The sequence below is a fragment of the Paraburkholderia sp. RL18-101-BIB-B genome, from assembly GCF_046026985.1.
Taxonomy (GTDB): Bacteria; Pseudomonadota; Gammaproteobacteria; order Burkholderiales; family Burkholderiaceae; genus Paraburkholderia.
The window spans coordinates 40,802-58,719 of sequence record NZ_JARESV010000013.1; the positions used below are offsets into that span (position 1 = coordinate 40,802).

Genomic DNA, 17,918 nt, shown 5'->3' on the forward strand with positions numbered 1-17,918 from the left:
CCGGTATATTGGAAATGAATTGCCAATATGTCAGGTATAGCCATGAATAATCTCAGGAGACTCGACCTCAACCTGCTCGTCACGCTCGACGTGCTGCTGTCGGAGCACAATGTCACGCGCGCGGCGGAGCGGCTGAACTTCTCGCAGCCGTCGGTCAGCGTGCATCTGGCCAAACTGCGCGATGTCCTTGGCGACCCGCTGTTGCTGCCCGGACCGCGCGGCATGCGGCCCACCGCGCGCGCCGAGGCGTTGCGCGAACCCTTGCGCGAAGCGCTCGAAGCACTCGAACGCGCGGTGGCGCCGGCGCGCCCTTTCGATCCCGCCGAAGCAACGCAAAGCTGGCGCATTGCCGCGACCGACTACGTCGAATTGACGATCATCCTGCCCGCGCTGGCCGGCTTGCGCGCGGCGGCGCCGGGCACGCGCCTCGCCGTCGTCGAATTGGCTCCGCCACGTATTGCGCGGCAAGCGGAACAAGGGGAGATCGATCTGGGATTTCATACCAGCGAAGGCGCGCCCGAAGGATTGCGCCACCGGGTGTTGTTCGCCGAGCGCTATGTTCTGGTGGGTCGCGCGGGTCACCCGCGTCTGAAGCGCCGGCCGACTCTCGCGCAGTTCTGCAAACTGGAGCACGTGATCGTATCGCCGGACGGCGGCGGGTTTGCCGGCGCGACAGACGAAGCGCTCGCGAAGGCCGGCATGACGCGTCGGGTCGTGCTGTCCGTGCCGCACTTTTTGTTCATGTTGTCGGCTCTTGCAAGCACCGACCTGGTGGGCATGCTTCCGGAACGGCTGGTACGCGACAACAACGCGCTGCGGGTGGTCGAGCCGCCACTGGATGTGCCGGGCTACGAGATCGCGATGCTCTGGCATGAGCGCTCGCACCGCGATCCGGCACATCAGTGGCTGCGGGAGACCATCGCGAATTCGGTGTGAAATCGCAGTGCTTTGCGATCACGCTTCGCCGTTGGCGAGACCGATCGCATCCAGTTCCGCGCACACCTCGGCGGACAATTTCAATTGCGACGCCTGCAGATTTTCACGCAGATGCCCGACGCTCGACGTGCCGGGGATCAGCAGAATGTTCGGTGCCCGCTGCAACAGCCAAGCGAGCGCGACTTGCCTCGACGTGGCGCCGAGCGTTTGTGCAATGTCCGACAGCGCTGACGACTGAATCGGCGTGAACCCGCCAAGCGGGAAGAACGGCACATACGCGATCCCCTTCCCCGCGAGTTCCTCGATCAGTGCGTCGTCTTCCCGGTGCACCAGGTTGTAGTGATTCTGCACACAGACGATCTCGGCAATGCGCTGCGCCTCCGTTATCTGCGTCGCCGTCACGTTGCTCAAGCCGATATGACGCACGAGTCCACGTCGCTGAAGTTCGGCCAGTGCCGTGACCTGCTTTTCGATCGAACCCTCGGCGGGCGCATGCACGCTGCCCATGATCCGCATGTTCACGACCTCGAGCACATCGAGGCCGAGATTGCGCAGGTTGTCGTGCACGCTGCGCTCGATATCGTCCGGTTCGAATGCCGGCAGCCACGCGCCGTCGCTGCCGCGCACCGCGCCCACCTTGGTGACGATCACGAGGTCGCCGGGATAAGGATGCAGCGCTTCGCGGATCAACTGGTTGGTGACGTGCGGCCCGTAAAAGTCGCTCGTATCGATGTGGTTGACGCCCGACGCCACCGCTTCGCGCAACACGGCGAGCGCTGCATCGCGATCCTTCGGCGGACCGAATACGCCGGGGCCGGCGAGTTGCATGGCGCCGTAGCCCATGCGGCGTACCGAGCGGCCGGCGAGCGGAAAGGTGTCCGTGGTGATGAGGTTCGACATGACGCGCTCCTTGGTGAGTGGTTGAACGCCAGTATGGACGTGGTTGCGTTGTTAAATAAAGCCGTCTAACGTGTACGGGTTGTTTAAAATTCTGCACAATCGCCATGGAATTGAACGATCTGGCCGCCTTCGTCTCGGTCACCCGCGCGGGCGGCTTTCGCGACGCGGCACGCATCAGCGGCGTGTCGGCGTCGAGTCTGAGCATCGCCGTGCGCCGCCTCGAGGCCAAGCTCGGTCTGCGCCTGCTCAACCGCACCACGCGCAGCGTGGCGCCGACCGAGGCCGGCTTGCGTCTCATCGAGAAGCTGACGCCGCTCTTCAGCGAGATGGAAGCGGCGCTGGACGTGCTGAACGTGTTCAGGGACAAGCCGGCCGGCACGCTCAAACTGAACGTACCGTCGAGCGCCGCCCGGATCGTCTTGCCGAGCATCGTCGCTGCCTTCCTGAAGACGTATCCGGACATCCGCGTCGAGGTCGTGGTCGAGGATGGTTTCGTCGACGTGCTGTCGATCGGCTGCGACGCCGGCATTCGCTATGACGAGCGGCTCGAACAGGACATGATCGCGATTCCGATCGGACCGCGCGTGCAACGCTTCGCCACGGCGGCAGCGCCGGGCTATCTCGACGCGTACGGCCGTCCCGATCATCCCAGCGAGTTGCTCTCGCATGCGTGCCTGCGCGGACAGTTCGCCGGTGGCGCCATGCCGATCTGGTATTTCGAGCGCGATGGCGAAGTGTTGCAGTTGAATCCATCGGGACCGCTGCTGGTGCGGCCCGGCGCGGCAATCGATCTCGCGGTCAGCGCGGCCGTCGCGGGCGTGGGTGTCATTCATCTGTTCGAAGACATGCTTCGCCCGCATCTCGACAGCGGCGCATTGGAGCCGATTCTGGAGCCGTGGTGGCAGCGTTTTTCAGGGCCGTTTCTCTACTATCCGGGGCATCGTCATTTGCCGGCGCCGTTGCGCGCATTCGTCGATTTTTTGAAGGTGCTCAATTCGGGTTGATGAGAGGCGCAGAGAAATGCGCGAGACAATATTGCCGGTCATCAAAGATGCGGCACGCGAGAATCGGAAGAAACCGCCCGTTGTGCGCTCAAACGATCAACAGCTAATACCGCTGCTTGCACAGTTGCGCGACCGTCGTCAGAAAAAGCTCCGCGCCTACCGGCTTTCTCAGGCAGACATCCCAGTTCTTGACCGCGCCTTCGGGCGGCGGAACAGCGGTATGCACGAGAATCGGCACGTTGGCGAGTTCCGGTATCGCCTTCAGTCGACGGCACAATTCAGCGCCGTCCACCAGGGGCATCATCCAGTCGGTGATGATCAGGGCGGGAACGCTGGTTGCGGCACGCGCGACCGCCTCCGCGCCGTTGCTCGCGCAACCGACTTCGTAACCTTCGTTCTCGAGTATCAGGCGCCACGCCGCCAGGATTTCCGGCTCGTCGTCTACCAGCAAGATTGAGTGCATCAGTGGCCGCCGGGTTAAACGTTCGAGTTAGCGTTATTGTCATCCGACTACAGCGCCGCAAGAGGTGTTCCACAATCCGCGATTGCGGCGATAATGGTGCGAATAATCGGCTGCGGCGGCGCTTTCGGGACACGCGAGGGCAGAGAGCTTGCCGGCCAGGCCTTTAATTGACTCCAGCCGAACGTACCTGTCCTGTGAGGCATGCCATGCGCCTCCGGTCCGACGCGCGTGGGTAGTTCGAGCCTTTGTACGTTGTAGAAACTTCACCCCAATGCGCCATCATGACCGACACACGTGTTAGCCCGCTGCGCAATTTTGCTGACTTCGTTCGCGCGGAACGGACCCGACTCACCGAGCAATGGATGAATGCCGTATTCGGCGACACCGATCTCGTCGAAGCGGACAAACTCACTTATCAGCAACTGGCGGATCATCTGCCGGAGATTCTCGAAGGACTGTGCGCGGCGCTCGATGTCGAAGATCTCGAACGGGTCGAGACGACCATCGAGCGCAATGCGAGAAAACACGGCAAGGTCCGCTGGCGCCAGGGCTATCGTATCGAGGAACTGGTGCGCGAACTCGATCTCTTCGATCAGGTGCTGGCCGAAGCGCTCGAGGAATTCGCCAGTCTCGACAGCACCTTCACGCGCCGCCATGAGAGCCGGGCACGGCGCCTGATCGCCGAAACCTTCAGCATGGTCACGCTCACGTCGATCAGGGAAGTGGTCAGCGAACGGGACCGCAAGATAGACGAGTACACCGGCCGGCTCGAGCGCGCCAATCACGAGTTGATGCTGAAGCAGCGGCTGGTGAGCGACCTGTACGAGTCGCGTATGCAGATCACACGCAGCGTGGTCCACGATCTGCGCAATTTTTTGAACACCTTTTCCATCGCGCTGCAATTGATCTCGCGCGCGCCTGCCAGGGCCGAAACGGCGTTGACGCTGGCGAACCGTCAGGCTGCCGATATGAAACAGCTGGTCGAGCAGATGGTCGAGTATTCCATGGTGCTCGGCGACGGCGCCCCGTTCGCATTCGAACAGGTTGAACTGCGCGAGCTGTACGACGAGCTCGTCACCTCGTCGCGTCCTTCGATCGAGGCAAAAGGACTCACGTTGCGCGCGGCATTCGATCCGGCGTTGACGGCGGTCACATCCAATCGTCTCAAGCTCAAACAGATCGCCGTCAATCTGCTCTCCAACGCGACCAAGTACACGAAATCGGGGGAAATCGAATTGAACTTCGCGATGGCCGACGCGGAGCACTGGTCGATTCGCGTCGCGGATACCGGCGTGGGCATCGCGCCTTCGGATGCGGACCGCGTGTTCGACGAATTCGAGCGCGCCGCGGGTGAAGATATTCCCGGCACGGGCCTCGGTCTCGCCATCGTCAAGGAACTGTGTCGCGTGTTGAACGGACACATCGATTTCGTCTCGCGCGAAGGGGTGGGGACGACGTTCGAGATCCGTTTCCCGCTGGTGTTAGTGGAACCGCAATAGGACCGCACGACCCACGAACACCCATGATCCAGATCACGACCGCCCAATTCCCACAGCAACTGGAAGCGGTCCGGGCCATCTTCCGCGAATACGCCGAGAGCCTGGGCATCGATCTCGGCTTCCAGAACTTCGAGTCCGAACTCGCCGACTTGCCCGGCACATTCGCGGCACCGCGAGGCCGGGTGCTTCTCGCGCACAACGATGAAGAACTCGTTGGCTGCGTCGCCATGCGGCCTCTCGACGACACGACGTGCGAAATGAAGCGGCTCTATGTTCGTCCAGCGGGACGCGGTCTGCAGGCCGGCAGGCAATTGGCGACGCGCATTTGCGATATCGCGAGAGACGCGGGATATCACCGCATTCGCCTCGACTCGCTGCCGACCATGCGAGCCGCGCTCGAGCTTTATGCATCGCTGGGTTTCGAACGGATTCCGGCTTATGTCTTCAATCCGATTGCCGGCGCGGTATTTCTGGAACTCAATCTGATTCACCCGGAAAATCAATTGGCATAACCGGGCAATCCACACAAATTAATCATTACGTTTAGCAAACAAAAACTTCCATTTTGTAATAAATAATCAGCGAATTAATTGCGCCGTAAAGCCCGTACGCACTTAGTTCCGCACGAATCCACGCGCAGCATTCCGAAGCCGTCATTACGGAAATTCGTCGCGTCCTTGACAAAGGGCTACGGCGTCACCTATTTTTTATCTGCCGCCAATATACGAATATTCGATTGCGGAAAAACGGAAAAACATGCCGAGATAACCGGAATATTCAATCACAATATTTAGTTATTCTACGCATCCCGCATAGCAGGGAAATGGCTATGCATTTTTAAGAAAATTGGTCTCCACCGCTGTATTTGCGGCGATGCATCCAGAATATTTCGAACTCCGATGCATCTTCATCCGCTACAGCGGCCTTTGTGAAAAGGTATCTGAATCCACCACCGAGGATAGAGATGAAACGAGACGAGCGTCTTCGAGGCAACAGCCCTTTTCGTCAGCGCAAGCTGCCGGCTCCGGGAACCCTGACAGTGGCAATGGCAGCAACGGTCATGCTGCTCGGCGGATGCGGCGGCGGGGACGGCAGTTCGTCCTCCGGCACGGCCGTGAGCATGCAGCAGACCGCTGCGAATCAGCAACTCAGCGCCCAGGCCGCGTCGCAGCCGCAGGCGCCGACCGCCAATCAAACCTATATCGACCTGGTCGCCTATTCGGCCAAAGCCAACGACGGTCTCGCGCCGGCCCAGGCCGCGGAGAAGGCGGCGGTCATGCACTACCAGTGGACGTTCGGCAAGACGCCGATCAACTACACCACCACCACCGGCCATCTGACGGCGGCCGATGCGAACGGCAACCCCGAAGCCACCATGTCGTATGTGGCGTACACCGCGCCGGGCGCGAACGGCGCGGCGCGCCCCGTCACGTTCGTCTATAACGGCGGCCCGGGCTCTTCCTCGATCTGGCTGCGGCTCGGCTCATTCGCGCCGACGCGCGTGGCCACGCCCGACCCGGTGTTCGGCAACTGGCCGAACTATCCGCTCGTGGATAACAAGGAGAGCCTGATCGACACCACGGACATGGTCTTCATCGACCCGCCCGGAACCGGGATTTCCGAAGCGATTCTGCCGAACACGAACAAGAAGTATTGGACGACCGACGCCGACGTCAACATCATGCGCGACTTCATCCAGCGCTATCTGGCGGTCAACAATCGCGGCGGCTCGCCGATCTATCTGTATGGCGAGTCGTACGGCACGCCGCGTACCGACATGCTGGCGCTGGCGCTCGAATCCGCCGGCGTGCATCTGACCGGCATCGTGCTGCAATCGGCAATCCTGAACTATTTCGCCGATGCGATCGAAGCTGTCGCCATCACGGCGTCGTCGGAAGAGCTGGCGCTCGATACGGATACGCTGGCGGGCTATTTCCCCGGCTATGCGGAGGTCGCGGCGTATTACAACCAGGCGTCGCCCGCGCCGCTCAATCAGGATCTTTACGCGTTGCAGACCAGCCTGTTCGTCACGGCGGAATATAAGAAGTTCAGGCGTTACTCGCAATCATGGGTGCTCAGCCAGCTCGGCATACCCGACGCGTTGGGCAAGCCCGTCTTCCCCAATGCGAAAACGCTCGACTCCTGGACCCTGCCGTCGGGTTTGACCGTGCAGGCATTGCAGGGCTATTTCAACCGCGATCCGTTCTCGACGAGCCTGCTGCCCGGCACGACGATCGGCCGCTATGACGGGCGCGTGTCGTTGCCGAATTCGGATCCGCGTCTGCAGAGCGATTCCGATCCGTCCGACATCCTGATCTCGCAGCCGTTCACCACGGCGCTCGCCACCCAGATGCCGGACTATCTCGGGTACACGGCGCCGAACGCGACCTATATGCCGCTGAACGACAACATCATCGAGCTGTGGGATTTCTCGCACGACGGACAGGCGTTGCCCGACACGATCCCCGACCTGCTCGGTGCGCTGACGCTCAATCCGCAGCTCAGGGTGCTCTCGGAAAACGGCTTCCACGATCTGGCCACGCCGTTCCTCAATACCGAGAAGCAGTTGGCGCGGTTGCAGACCGTGCCCGGGCTGAATCCTGACTTGCAGGTCAATTTCTTCCAGGGTGGCCACATGATCTATCTGGACGACGTCGCCCGTCCGCTGATGAAGCGCGACCTCGTGCGCTTCTATCGCGGCACGCCGCTGCCCGATGCGCTCGCCCTCTGGACGCTGCCGGCGCCGTGGCGCGACGAAAGTCCCGCCAGCGAGCCGACCGCCACGGCCACGGCGCAAGTGACGGCGCCCTGACCGCGCACTCATGGAACGTTCAAGGAACCGATCGGATGAACCTCGTTCGCGATACCCTATTCACTCAATCCATGCGAGTCATCATGTCTCTTATCGATAAGTTACGGCGCGTCTCCCCGTTGATTGCTCTCGGCTGCCTGGTCGGCAGTGCATATGCGTTGCCGCCGCAAGCGGTGGCGCCCGCGACGCCGCCCAACGGCGCACGCGGCGTCGACGGGCCGTTCTTCCCGCAAAACCGGGCGGCACCGATTGCGCCATCGACCGGCACGGCATTGCAGCAGCAAGCGCAACGACGGCTCGAGGCGCGTCTCGGGGCGAACTCGGCGCTCAGCAACGGCGCGTCGGTCACCAAAGCGCAGGCGCAAACCCAGGGTCTCGGCTTTGTGGCGAAGCACTTCGATCAGATCGACACGAGCCATAAAGGCAGCGTGACGCTGAGCGATGTCAGGCAGTATTTGCAGCAGCAAGGGCGGTAGCGCGGAAGCGCCACTACGCCGCGCATGACAAAAAAGCGCTCCCGGTTATGGAACCGGGAGCGCTTTTTTTGTGGCGCGAGTAGCGCGAGTAGCGCGAGTAGCGTGAGTGGCGTGAGTGGCGCGAGCAGCAATCAGAACGCTAATCCGCATTAGCCCTGCCGCCCACCGACAAACATCCGCTCATCACACCGCCTCTGTCGCGCAGCCCGCGCACGACCACCTCGGATGATTTGCCGTCGCGTCTCGCCAGTTCCGCAAGATCGAGCAACGCGGCGTAGCGAGTGGAACATTCTTGCGACGATCCACTCGCCCCGCGCGTATCCGCTGGTGCCACGAAGCGGCTCATTGCAATCGCCACCCCCGCGGCAACCACCATCGCTGCCAACGCGCCTGCTTGATAAAACCGCCGTGTCGATGAAGCATCGAAAGACGATCGGCGCACCATGTCCCCACCTTGCACAACTGTCACGCGGGATTTGACTCGCATGGCCGCGCCGATCAAGACCAATGCGCCGGCACCCAGACGCGCCCAATCCAGTGACCCGGCACCCACACGACCGGACGCGGCGCCGGCGCGACATACACGACCCGCGGAGCGACATACACGGCGGGCGGCGGGGGCGGCGGTGCGTACACAACCGGCGGCGCGACCACAACGGGCTTAGGCGCAACCACCACCGGCGCAGGCGTCACGACAACTGGCGCAGGCGTCACCACGACCGGAGGCGGCGGCACGTACACAACCGGCGGCGCAACCACCACCGGCTTCGGCGCGACCACCACCGTCGTGCCGCCCGTCGCGACGACACCCGTGGTCGCCACGACCGTCCCGCTGGACGTCACCGTATTGCCGTGCGTGCCCGTCACGCTCGTCGAAGTCGTCACGACACCCGGTGCCACACGCGTGGCCGAGCCGGAGTGGTTGACGGTCCCGCCATCCGAACCCGTCACGGTGCCCGAACGCGAGCACGTCCAGCCGGCGCAATTCGTCGACGCCGAATGGTTGACCGTGTTGCCGTTCGAACCCGTTACCGATCCCGACGACGAATACTGCCCCGTGCCGGTCTTCGTGACATCGCCGGAAGTGGTGGCCGTCTTGCCATCCGGGCCCGTCAACGTCCCGGTGTGCGAGCACGTGCCACCGGCGCAGCTGGTGTCGCCTGCATGCTGGACGGAGTTGCCGTAGCGCCCCGTCGCGGTGCCCGAATTCGAGAACTGGCCTGGCGCATTGCGCGTCACCGTGCCGGTGTTGGTCGCGAGGCCACCGTAAGGGCCGGCGACGCCGCCCGCATGCGAACAGCTGCTGCCGCCGCACGAGCCGTAACGCGCGCCGTTATAGGTGCCGCGCGAGGTGTACGCCGTGCCGTGTTGCGACCAGGCGAACGCCGATGCGCTACCGAGCGCGAGCACGGCGACCGTGGCGGAGAGGACGAGCTTGCGCAGCGCGCCGCGTGCGGATGAGGCGCTCGACACTGAGTCGGTTGCAGAGGCAAAGGCAGAGGCGGCGGCCGGGACGACGAACGAATGATTTTTCACGGTATGTCCTTCTTGGATTCGGGCCACTTCTGTCACTGCTGCGTGGCGACAGAACGGACTATAGAAGGACGCACCGACATAATCGACAGGGAAGATATGTCACCCTGTTTCACCACGAGGAAGGCCCGCGCGACAAGGGTTTGCGGGCGTTTTTCGCGCTGCGTGACATATTCCGACATAGATTGTTGCAAACGAAATGACGAGCCGCGCCTGCTTTTAAACGGCGACGGTGCCGCTCCTCGCTGTCGTCTATAACGACAAGCGAGGGCGGCAACCGTTCTTCATATCATTGCGTTGCGCGTGCCATGGCGATGTCGGCAACTTGGTCCGCCTGATACGACGAGCGCACCAGCGGCCCCGCCACGACTTCGCGAAAGCCCATCTCCAAGCCGGCCTCGCCCCAGGCGTCGAACTGTCGTGGCGTCACATACCGCCGCACCGGCATATGAAAACGCGACGGCGCGAGATACTGCCCGATCGTCAGGATGTCCACGCGATGCGCGCGCAGATCGCGCATTGCGCCGAGCAGTTCTTCGTCGGATTCCCCCAATCCGGCCATCAATCCTGATTTGGTCAGCATCGCCTCGTTCGCCTCTTTGACGCGCGCGAGCAGTTGCAGCGAGCCCTGATAGTCCGAGCCCGCACGCGCGGCACGATAGAGAGCGGGCACCGTTTCGAGGTTGTGATTGAATACATCCGGCCACGCGCCCGAGAACGCCTGCAACGCCCGCTCAATACGTCCACGAAAATCCGGCGTCAGCACTTCGACCCGAATGCCCGGCACGCGCTCGCGCAGCAAGGTCACGCAGCGCGCAAAATGCGTCGCGCCGCCGTCGCGCAGATCATCGCGATCCACCGACGTCACGACGACATAGCGCAACCCGAGCGCCGCCACGGCATCGGCAAGCCGAGCGGGCTCGGCCTCGTCGAGCGGCGCCGGGCGGCCATGCGCGACGTCGCAGAACGCACAGCGCCGCGTACAGATGCCGCCCATGATCATGAACGTCGCGGTGCGCCGCGCAAAACATTCGCCGATGTTCGGGCACATTGCCTCCTCGCAGACCGAATGCAAACGGTGCTCGCGCAAGATCGCCGCAATGCCCGCGACAGCCTCGCTCATCATCGGCTTCGCGCGCAGCCACGGCGGCTTCGGCAGGACTTCGCCGTCCGTGGCCGGCACGATCTTCACCGGAATCCGCGCGAGCTTGTCAGCGCTGCGCTTACCGTGCTGACCGAGCGCGGTGACGCTGTCGGCATGCAATGCGGCGTCCATCTCAGCTCCCCAGAAAATCGTTGAGCAGACGATTCACTTCGGAGGCCGCCTCCATCTGCACCATATGCCCGTTGCCGTCGAGCACATGAACGCGGATGTCGCCTGGCAGACCCTGCGCATGCCCGGCCGGGATGATCTGATCGCCGGCGCCCCAGATCACCAGACTGCGCGGCGCGAGTTCCGCCAGCCGGTCCCGATAGCTCGCGCGTTGCACGTTGCCGTCGAAGGCCGACGCCGCGATCTTGCGCAGCGCCTCGGGCACGCCTTCGAGCCGCTTGTACTTCACGATGTCCTCCACCAGTTGACGCGTCACGAGACTCGGGTCGGCGAAGAGTTTCGCCAACTGCGGCTTGAGCGCATTGCGATTGCTGCCTTCAGTGAAGCCCTGGATGTAGTCGCCGTTGATCTCCTTGCCCAGACCCGCGCCCGAGATCAACGCCAGCGACGCTACCCGCCCCGGCGCTTGCGCCGCCACGGTCATCGCGATCAGTGCGCCCATGGAGTGTCCGATCAGATGCACTTTGTCGATGCCGCGATCGTCCATGAAGGCGATCACGCTGTCCGCGAGTTCGTCGGCACTGCCGGTGTCGAGCGTCTTGCCCGATTCGCCGTGACCCGGCAGATCCAGCGCCCACACTGCCCGATGCGCGGCAAGGTCGGCGTGATTGAACAACCAGTTGTTCAGATCGCCGCCGAAGCCGTGAATCAGCAGCGCGGGCGTACCGCCTTCGCCGAGTTTCAGATAGCGCACGGTGCGTCCGCCGATCTGCGTTTTCTCCGGTTGCGGGCCACTGTCGCCCGCCGCCGACGTGGCCGGCACGAAGTCGCGCTGGAACGCTTCGACCTCGGCGTCGATCTGCGCGTCCGGCGTCTCCGCGTCCGCCACCACTGCCAGCAATGCGCCGATCGGCAGCGTGTCGCCCTCCTGGGCGATCTGCCGGCGCAGGATGCCTTCGAACGCACACTCGACGCCTGACGATATCTTGTCCGTTTCCACGTCGAGAATCTCGTCGCCCTTCACTACCTTGTCGCCGATGGCCTTGAGCCACCCGTTGACCTGCCCCTGCTCCATCGACAAGCCCCATTTGGGCATCGTGATCATATGGATCGGCATCGCTCAAGCCCTCACTTTCATCACAGCATCGGCGATCTGCGCGGCCGACGGGATATACATGTCTTCGAGCACACCGGCAAACGGCGTGGGCGTATGCGGCGCGGTCACCATTTCGATCGGCGCCTTGAGCGAGTGGAACGCGCGCTGCGCGATCAGCGCGGAAATGTCGGTGGCGATCGAGCAGCGCGGATTCGCTTCGTCGACCACGACCACGCGCCCGGTGCGGTTCGCGCTCTCGAGGATCGTTTCCTCGTCGAGCGGCGAGGTCGTCCGCAAGTCGATCACCTCGACCTGGATGCCGTCCTTGGCGAGTTTTTCGGCGGCTTCGGTGGCGTAATGCACCATGCGTCCGTAGGTGATGATGGTGGCGTCGTCGCCGTCGCGCACCACGTTCGCCTCGCCGAACGGAATCGCATACGACTCTTCGGGCACGTCGCCCTCGCGGCTATAGAGCAATTTGTGCTCGCAGAATATGACCGGGTCGTTGTCGCGGATCGCCTGGATCAGCAGTCCCTTGGCGTCGTATGGCGTCGACGGGCAGACCACTTTCAGTCCGGGGATGTGCGTGAACAACGAAGTCAGCATCTGCGAATGCTGGGCCGCCGCGCGCAAGCCCGCACCCTGCATCGCGCGAATCACGACCGGCGTGACCGCCTTGCCGCCGAACATGTAGCGGAACTTGGCGGCCTGGTTGAAGATCTGGTCGAAACACACGCCCATGAAGTCGATGAACATCAACTCCGCGACCGGCCGCATGCCGCAGGCCGCCGCGCCGACTGCTGCGCCGATATAGCCGCCTTCGGAGAGCGGCGTGTCCAGCACACGTCCTGGATACTTGTGAAACAGTCCCTTCGTAACACCGAGAACGCCGCCCCACGCGTCCTGTTCACCGGGCGATCCCGCGCCGCCCGCGTTGTCCTCGCCCATCACGATGACGGTTTCATCGCGGGCCATTTCCTGACTCAGTGCTTCGTTGATTGCCTGAGAGAATGTGATCTTGCGTGCCATGTCTGTCTCCAATCGTTTAGGTATGCAACGCGTGCGTTACGGATAGGACACGTAGACGTCGCTCAGCAGGTCTTCAGCAGTCGGCAACGGCGCAGCCTTGGCTTCCGTCACCGCACTCTCGATCAAACTCTTCACCTCGGCATCCACACCACGCAACTGATCCGCGCTCAGCATTTCGGCGCGCACCACGCGCTCTTCGAAACGCTTCAGGCAATCCTTCTCGTCGCGCAGTTTCTGCACTTCGCCGGGCGCGCGATAGGTTTGCGCGTCGCCTTCGAAGTGGCCGAAATAGCGCGAGAACTTCACTTCGACGAGCGTCGGACCGCCGCCTTTGCGCGCCCGTTCGATCGCTTCACCGAGCGCTTCATGCACGGCGAAGAAGTCGAACCCGTCCACGATCACGCCCGGCATGCCGAAGCCGCTCGCGCGATCCGCGATGTTGTCGGTCGCCACCGACCACGTCGAAGATGTCGCCTCTGCGTAGCCATTGTTCTCCGCCACGAAAATCGCCGGCAGCCGCCATACCGAGGCCAGGTTCAACGATTCGAAAATCACGCCCTGATTCGACGCGCCGTCGCCGAAGAAGCACACGCCGACGCCGCCCGACTTCTTGTACTTCGCCGCGAGCGCCGCGCCGCAAATCAACGGCCCGCCCGCGCCGACGATGCCGTTCGCACCTAACATCCCTTTCGACAGGTCGGCGATGTGCATCGAACCGCCCTTGCCGTGGCACACGCCGGTCTTGCGTCCGTAGATCTCGGCCATCATGCCGCGCACATCCACGCCCTTGGCGATGCAATGGCCGTGGCCGCGGTGCGTGGTCGCCACATAGTCGGCGTCGTTCAGATGCAGCATCGTGCCGACGGCCGACGCTTCCTCGCCCGCGTACAGATGCACGAAGCCGGGAATTTCGCCGGTCGCGAATTCAACGTGCAGACGCTCCTCGAACTCGCGGATCGTGCGCATCATGCGATACGCCTTCAATAGATCTTCCTTGCTCAACTCAGTTGAAACCGACATGGTGTGTCTCCTTGGAATGAATGCACTGCCTGCCCACTACCTACCTTTGATGCGCAACCACGTTCGCCACTTCCCGCACCAGTTGACGCGACGCCGCGAAACGCAGCGTGCGTTCGACGTCGACGGTCAGCGGCCCTTCCCAATCCAGCGCGATCTCATAGCGGTCGCCACGCTCCAGTTCGATTTCGCGCTCGCCGTCGAAGGCGAGCGTGCCGTGCTCGGTCTCCAGCGTCCTCCACACGCCGACTTCGAAGCGTTCGCACGTGCGCATCAGCACGCGCTCGACGCGGCCCGGCGCAATGGGCGCCACTAGCGGCACGCCGGATTCGCCGGGTGCTGCAAAGCGCAGATGCAAACCGTGCGACGCGGTGCGCTCCACGGGCGCCCATGCTCCGCCGATCGACGAGAGGCCGATGCCGTCGGGCGCGGCGAACGTGAGAAAGAGTTCTTCGATATCGGCCGGATCGGAGACAGCCCGCGCGCCGACGAAGCGCTGGCGGCTCACGCAGACATCGACCAGCGCGATCTCCTCGCGGCCGCGATTCGGCCCGGCCGTGCAGCGCACCACGAGCCGCTTGTTGCGCATCAGCGCCACATCCGGCGGCACCGCGCCCGACGCGACGAGCGCGCCGGCGAGGCCGGCCACGGTGGCTTCGCGCAAATCCGGAAAGGCGTTGTTGGTGCCGGTGGACAAAGTCAGCAGCGGCACTCTTGCGCAATGCGCGGCGACGGCGCGGTGCGTGCCGTCGCCGCCGAGCACGGCGATCAACTCGACGCCTGCCTTCAACATCGCGGCGACCCCCGCGTGGGTATCGGCGACGCTGTCGGTGATCGGCTGTTCGATGAACTCGACTTCCGGCCAGCGCTGTTGCGCGGCGACGGCGTCGTGCGTGTCGAGCGCGCGCAGCAGCAGCGCCGCCACGCCGGTCCGGTCGCGCAGACACAGCACGCGCGTTACTCCGAGCATGCCGAGCCCGGCCAGCAAGCGCACCACCATGTTGGCTTTTTCGGAGGTCGGAAACACCGACGCATAGGAAGTGAGGCGGCGAATGTCGCGACCCGACGCAGGGTTCGCGATCACGCCGACGGTGATGGGCGATGGCACTGTGCTTGTCTCCTGTGTCGCCGTCGTCAAACGATGGCGCTTTGTCATGCGTAGGACACTGCAAAGGGTGTGCCAATCTGCTGAGAAATCACGCCGCCGCGCGAAAGTGCCCTGTTTAAAGGGCTTTTCGCATCGAGATGCAAATCGGGATGGTGAGCCGGCACCGCGCGACGCAGCGTTCCAGGCGTCTCACGCCCGGCGCGTGCAACGCTCGCAGCGTGGCCGAGCAATACGAAGACGCGTCGCAAACCCTTTACCCGTCTCGATCTGCGCGACAAGGTGAACCGTCTCACCTGAGACTGAGACAATCGTCTCACGCGTCTCGCGTGCTGCATTGCAATGTGATTCATCAAGCGGGATGTGATACAAGAACACCCTGATCTCACTGTGTGTCGCTCGCCTGGAGCCGACCATGCCTTACGTCTCGCAGACCCAGCACATCGACCGCGTGCGTGGCGCCATTGAAGGGCGCCTGCCCGCGCCCGCCGATTCTCCGCGGCTCGTCTCGTCGTGGCAGCGTTCGTTCGAACAGTACCGGCTCGATCCGGGTGCCGTGATCGGACCGCGCGTGCTGACGTCGGCGGAATTGCGCGAAGTGCAAGGCAAGGAAGAAGCCTTTCTGCGTGCATCGGGCCAATGCCTGACACGTCTGCACGACATGATTCGCGTCGCCGACTATTGCGTGATGCTCACCGACGCGCACGGCGTCACCATCGACTACCGGATCGATCGCGAACGCCGCAGCGATTTCAAGCATGCGGGCCTGTATATCGGGTCGTGCTGGTCCGAGCGCGAAGAAGGCACGTGCGGCGTGGCGAACGTGCTGACCGATCTCGCGCCGATCATCGTGCACAAGACCGATCATTTCCGCGCGGCGTTCACCACGCTCACCTGCAGCGCGGCGCCGATCTTCGCGCCGACCGGCGAGATGATCGGCGTGCTCGATGCCTCCGCCGTGCAGTCGCCGGATAACCGCGACAGTCAGCGGCTCGTGTTTCAACTGGTGCGGCAAAGCGCTGGCCTGATCGAAGACGGCTACTTCCTCAATCAAACGACCCAGCACTGGATTCTGTTCGGCCATTCGAGCCGCAACTTTGTCGAGGCGCAGCCCGAAGTGCTGATCGCCTTCGACGAATGCGGCAATCTCGTTGCCGCCAATCGCAAGGCGCGCGAGTGCATTCCGGCGCTGAACGGCCCGCGTCACATCGACGACGTATTCGACACGTCGGGCTCGCACCTGCACGACGTCGCGCGCACGGATGCGATTGTCGGCTTGCGCCTGCGCGCGACCGGGACGACGTTGTATGCGCGTATTCGCGCGCCGCTCAGGCGTATGCCGCGCTCGGCGTCCACGATGCACGATGGCGCCGCAAGATCGGCGCAAACCGCGTTGCAAAACGATCTGCAACTCGGTGCGCTCGGACGTTTTCTACACAGCGCGGATCCGCAGATCGCGCATAACGCGGCCGTTGCTTTGCGCGTGATGGGCAAACGTCTGCCGATTCTGATTCTCGGCGAGACCGGCGTCGGCAAGGAAGTGTTCGCGCACGCGGTGCATGATTCGGGCGCGCGGCGCGCGAGGCCGTTTATCGCGGTGAATTGCGGCGCGATCCCGGAATCGCTGATCGAAAGCGAATTGTTCGGCTACGCACCCGGTGCCTTCACCGGCGCACGCAGCCGCGGCGCACGCGGCAAGATTGCGCAGGCGCATACAGGTACGCTGTTTCTCGATGAAATCGGCGACATGCCGTTCGATCTGCAAACGCGGCTGCTGCGCGTGCTGGCCGAAGGCGAAGTGACGCCGCTCGGCGGCGATGCGCCCGTGCGCGTGGATATCGACGTGATTTGCGCCACGCACCGCGGTCTCGCGCAGATGGTCGCGGCCGGCACGTTCCGCGAAGACCTCTATTACCGGTTGAGCGGCGCGTCTTTACCGATGCCGCCGCTGCGCGAGCGCGCGGATATCCGCGACGTGATCGACGCGGTCTTCGACGAAGAAGCGCAAATGGCCGGCCACGTGCTCACGCTCGACCCGCAACTTGCCGAGCGCCTGGTGGGGTTCGCATGGCCGGGCAACATTCGCCAGTTGCGCAATGTGCTGCGCTACGCGTGCGCGATCTGTGACGGCGCACGCGTGGAATTGCGCCATGTCGCGCCGGATATAGCGGCGTTGCTCGCGCCTGAAGCCGCGCACAAACCGGCGTTATTGCGGATTCCCCCACATGACGGCCGGCAACGGGATGCGCGGCAGGACCCGCGTGAAGAGCGCGCACGCATTATCGATGCGCTCACGCGCCATCAATGGCGGCCGAACGCGGCGGCGCAAGCACTCGGCATGTCACGCGCCACCTTGTATCGACGCATTGCGTCGCTGGGTATCGTCGCGCCGCATCGACGCTGAAGCGCCGGCTGTCAGCGTGATCCGTAGCGTCGACGCGTGGTCGACGTCTTCACTACGTGATCTCGTAACCCACCACGAACGCAGGCATGGGATGTCGCCTCATAGGCTGGCGACGCAAGCACTACGCATTGCGAAGGATCCCGAGCGGTTCGCACACCCGTTCAAATGAATGGCAATTTTTTGATTGACAAGACCTGCGGCAAAACGGCACACTCGATCTCATGTTGACGCACATCTCCATCGCAAATGCGATTACACACCCGAAGCGAGCCATCATCGGCTGGCCATTGGGAGTGCGTGCGCGTTAGCAGTCTGAATCTGCGTAACATATCCCCAAGGCCCCGCCGGTAACGGAAGGGGCCTTTTGTTTT

General features: G+C 63.2%; 16 protein-coding genes. 7 read left to right on the plus strand and 9 right to left on the minus strand.

All coding sequences use genetic code 11. From position 1 onward, the window contains the following. Positions 1 to 27 precede the first annotated feature (27 nt). A complete protein-coding gene (locus P0D73_RS19965) occupies positions 28 to 936 on the plus strand; it encodes a LysR family transcriptional regulator (RefSeq protein ID WP_408177064.1) in 909 nt (302 codons plus the stop codon). A gap of 18 nt (positions 937 to 954) precedes the next feature. On the opposite strand, the gene P0D73_RS19970 is transcribed toward P0D73_RS19965, so the two are convergent. Then, positions 955 to 1,836 carry an aldo/keto reductase family oxidoreductase gene (locus P0D73_RS19970; RefSeq protein ID WP_408177062.1) on the minus strand — a complete coding sequence of 294 codons (882 nt, stop codon included), beginning with the start codon at positions 1,834 to 1,836 and terminating at the stop codon, positions 955 to 957. A gap of 104 nt (positions 1,837 to 1,940) precedes the next feature. Here P0D73_RS19970 and P0D73_RS19975 point away from each other — a divergent pair, with 104 nt between their 5' ends. Continuing rightward, the gene (locus P0D73_RS19975) at positions 1,941 to 2,840 is read left to right on the plus strand and encodes a LysR family transcriptional regulator (protein ID WP_408177061.1); all 900 of its coding nucleotides are present in this window, start codon (positions 1,941 to 1,943) and stop codon (positions 2,838 to 2,840) included. 103 nt (positions 2,841 to 2,943) lie between these two features. Here the strand turns inward: P0D73_RS19975 and P0D73_RS19980 are convergent, their stop codons facing one another. Continuing rightward, a complete protein-coding gene (locus P0D73_RS19980) occupies positions 2,944 to 3,303 on the minus strand; it encodes a response regulator (RefSeq protein WP_243658532.1) in 360 nt (119 codons plus the stop codon). 281 nt (positions 3,304 to 3,584) lie between these two features. On the opposite strand from P0D73_RS19980, the gene P0D73_RS19985 reads away from it, so the two are divergent. The 4 genes from P0D73_RS19985 (at position 3,585) to P0D73_RS20000 (ending at position 8,090) form a co-directional block, all read left to right on the plus strand. Next, entirely contained in the window at positions 3,585 to 4,802 is a 1,218-nt protein-coding gene (locus P0D73_RS19985; RefSeq protein WP_408177058.1) for a sensor histidine kinase, read from the plus strand. Between the two features lie 23 nt (positions 4,803 to 4,825). Continuing rightward, the gene (locus P0D73_RS19990; RefSeq protein WP_408177057.1) at positions 4,826 to 5,314 is read left to right on the plus strand and encodes a GNAT family N-acetyltransferase; all 489 of its coding nucleotides are present in this window, start codon (positions 4,826 to 4,828) and stop codon (positions 5,312 to 5,314) included. Between the two features lie 452 nt (positions 5,315 to 5,766). Continuing rightward, a complete protein-coding gene (locus P0D73_RS19995; protein ID WP_408177056.1) occupies positions 5,767 to 7,614 on the plus strand; it encodes a S10 family serine carboxypeptidase-like protein in 1,848 nt (615 codons plus the stop codon). Between the two features lie 83 nt (positions 7,615 to 7,697). Next, on the plus strand, positions 7,698 to 8,090 hold the full coding sequence (locus P0D73_RS20000; protein WP_408177055.1) for a 2-oxoglutarate dehydrogenase: 393 nt from the start codon (positions 7,698 to 7,700) through the stop codon (positions 8,088 to 8,090). A 139-nt stretch (positions 8,091 to 8,229) separates the two neighbouring features. Here P0D73_RS20000 and P0D73_RS20005 read toward each other — a convergent pair whose 3' ends face one another. The 7 genes from P0D73_RS20005 to P0D73_RS20035 form a co-directional block, all read right to left on the minus strand. Further along, on the minus strand, positions 8,230 to 8,436 hold the full coding sequence (locus P0D73_RS20005; RefSeq protein WP_408177053.1) for a hypothetical protein: 207 nt from the start codon (positions 8,434 to 8,436) through the stop codon (positions 8,230 to 8,232). Between the two features lie 152 nt (positions 8,437 to 8,588). Then, a complete protein-coding gene (locus P0D73_RS20010; protein WP_408177052.1) occupies positions 8,589 to 9,626 on the minus strand; it encodes a hypothetical protein in 1,038 nt (345 codons plus the stop codon). 286 nt (positions 9,627 to 9,912) lie between these two features. Beyond that, positions 9,913 to 10,899, minus strand: coding sequence for a lipoyl synthase (lipA, locus tag P0D73_RS20015; protein WP_408177051.1), 987 nt, complete (start codon positions 10,897 to 10,899; stop codon positions 9,913 to 9,915). A 1-nt stretch (position 10,900) separates the two neighbouring features. Beyond that, positions 10,901 to 12,013 (minus strand): acetoin dehydrogenase dihydrolipoyllysine-residue acetyltransferase subunit, encoded by a 1,113-nt coding sequence (locus P0D73_RS20020; protein ID WP_408177049.1) that lies wholly within the window; start codon positions 12,011 to 12,013, stop codon positions 10,901 to 10,903. Between the two features lie 3 nt (positions 12,014 to 12,016). After that, positions 12,017 to 13,021 (minus strand): alpha-ketoacid dehydrogenase subunit beta, encoded by a 1,005-nt coding sequence (locus P0D73_RS20025; protein WP_408177048.1) that lies wholly within the window; start codon positions 13,019 to 13,021, stop codon positions 12,017 to 12,019. A gap of 36 nt (positions 13,022 to 13,057) precedes the next feature. Further along, positions 13,058 to 14,041 (minus strand): thiamine pyrophosphate-dependent dehydrogenase E1 component subunit alpha, encoded by a 984-nt coding sequence (locus P0D73_RS20030; RefSeq protein WP_132382393.1) that lies wholly within the window; start codon positions 14,039 to 14,041, stop codon positions 13,058 to 13,060. A 40-nt stretch (positions 14,042 to 14,081) separates the two neighbouring features. After that, positions 14,082 to 15,146: an ATP-NAD kinase family protein gene (locus P0D73_RS20035; protein WP_408432676.1), complete on the minus strand. Its 1,065-nt coding sequence runs from the start codon at positions 15,144 to 15,146 to the stop codon at positions 14,082 to 14,084. Between the two features lie 412 nt (positions 15,147 to 15,558). Here P0D73_RS20035 and P0D73_RS20040 point away from each other — a divergent pair, with 412 nt between their 5' ends. Beyond that, on the plus strand, positions 15,559 to 17,547 hold the full coding sequence (locus tag P0D73_RS20040; RefSeq protein WP_408432678.1) for a sigma-54-dependent Fis family transcriptional regulator: 1,989 nt from the start codon (positions 15,559 to 15,561) through the stop codon (positions 17,545 to 17,547). Positions 17,548 to 17,918 lie beyond the last annotated feature (371 nt).

Bases quoted from the DNA above. Each gene is read 5' to 3' on its own strand.
- P0D73_RS19965 (WP_408177064.1), top strand. From the start codon at position 28: ATGTCAGGTATAGCCATGAATAATCTCAGGAGACTCGACCTCAACCTG.
- P0D73_RS19970 (WP_408177062.1), bottom strand. From the start codon at position 1,836: ATGTCGAACCTCATCACCACGGACACCTTTCCGCTCGCCGGCCGCTCG.
- P0D73_RS19975 (WP_408177061.1), top strand. From the start codon at position 1,941: ATGGAATTGAACGATCTGGCCGCCTTCGTCTCGGTCACCCGCGCGGGC.
- P0D73_RS19980 (WP_243658532.1), bottom strand. From the start codon at position 3,303: ATGCACTCAATCTTGCTGGTAGACGACGAGCCGGAAATCCTGGCGGCG.
- P0D73_RS19985 (WP_408177058.1), top strand. From the start codon at position 3,585: ATGACCGACACACGTGTTAGCCCGCTGCGCAATTTTGCTGACTTCGTT.
- P0D73_RS19990 (WP_408177057.1), top strand. From the start codon at position 4,826: ATGATCCAGATCACGACCGCCCAATTCCCACAGCAACTGGAAGCGGTC.
- P0D73_RS19995 (WP_408177056.1), top strand. From the start codon at position 5,767: ATGAAACGAGACGAGCGTCTTCGAGGCAACAGCCCTTTTCGTCAGCGC.
- P0D73_RS20000 (WP_408177055.1), top strand. From the start codon at position 7,698: ATGTCTCTTATCGATAAGTTACGGCGCGTCTCCCCGTTGATTGCTCTC.
- P0D73_RS20005 (WP_408177053.1), bottom strand. From the start codon at position 8,436: ATGAGCCGCTTCGTGGCACCAGCGGATACGCGCGGGGCGAGTGGATCG.
- lipA (WP_408177051.1), bottom strand. From the start codon at position 10,899: ATGGACGCCGCATTGCATGCCGACAGCGTCACCGCGCTCGGTCAGCAC.
- P0D73_RS20020 (WP_408177049.1), bottom strand. From the start codon at position 12,013: ATGCCGATCCATATGATCACGATGCCCAAATGGGGCTTGTCGATGGAG.
- P0D73_RS20025 (WP_408177048.1), bottom strand. From the start codon at position 13,021: ATGGCACGCAAGATCACATTCTCTCAGGCAATCAACGAAGCACTGAGT.
- P0D73_RS20030 (WP_132382393.1), bottom strand. From the start codon at position 14,041: ATGTCGGTTTCAACTGAGTTGAGCAAGGAAGATCTATTGAAGGCGTAT.
- P0D73_RS20040 (WP_408432678.1), top strand. From the start codon at position 15,559: ATGCCTTACGTCTCGCAGACCCAGCACATCGACCGCGTGCGTGGCGCC.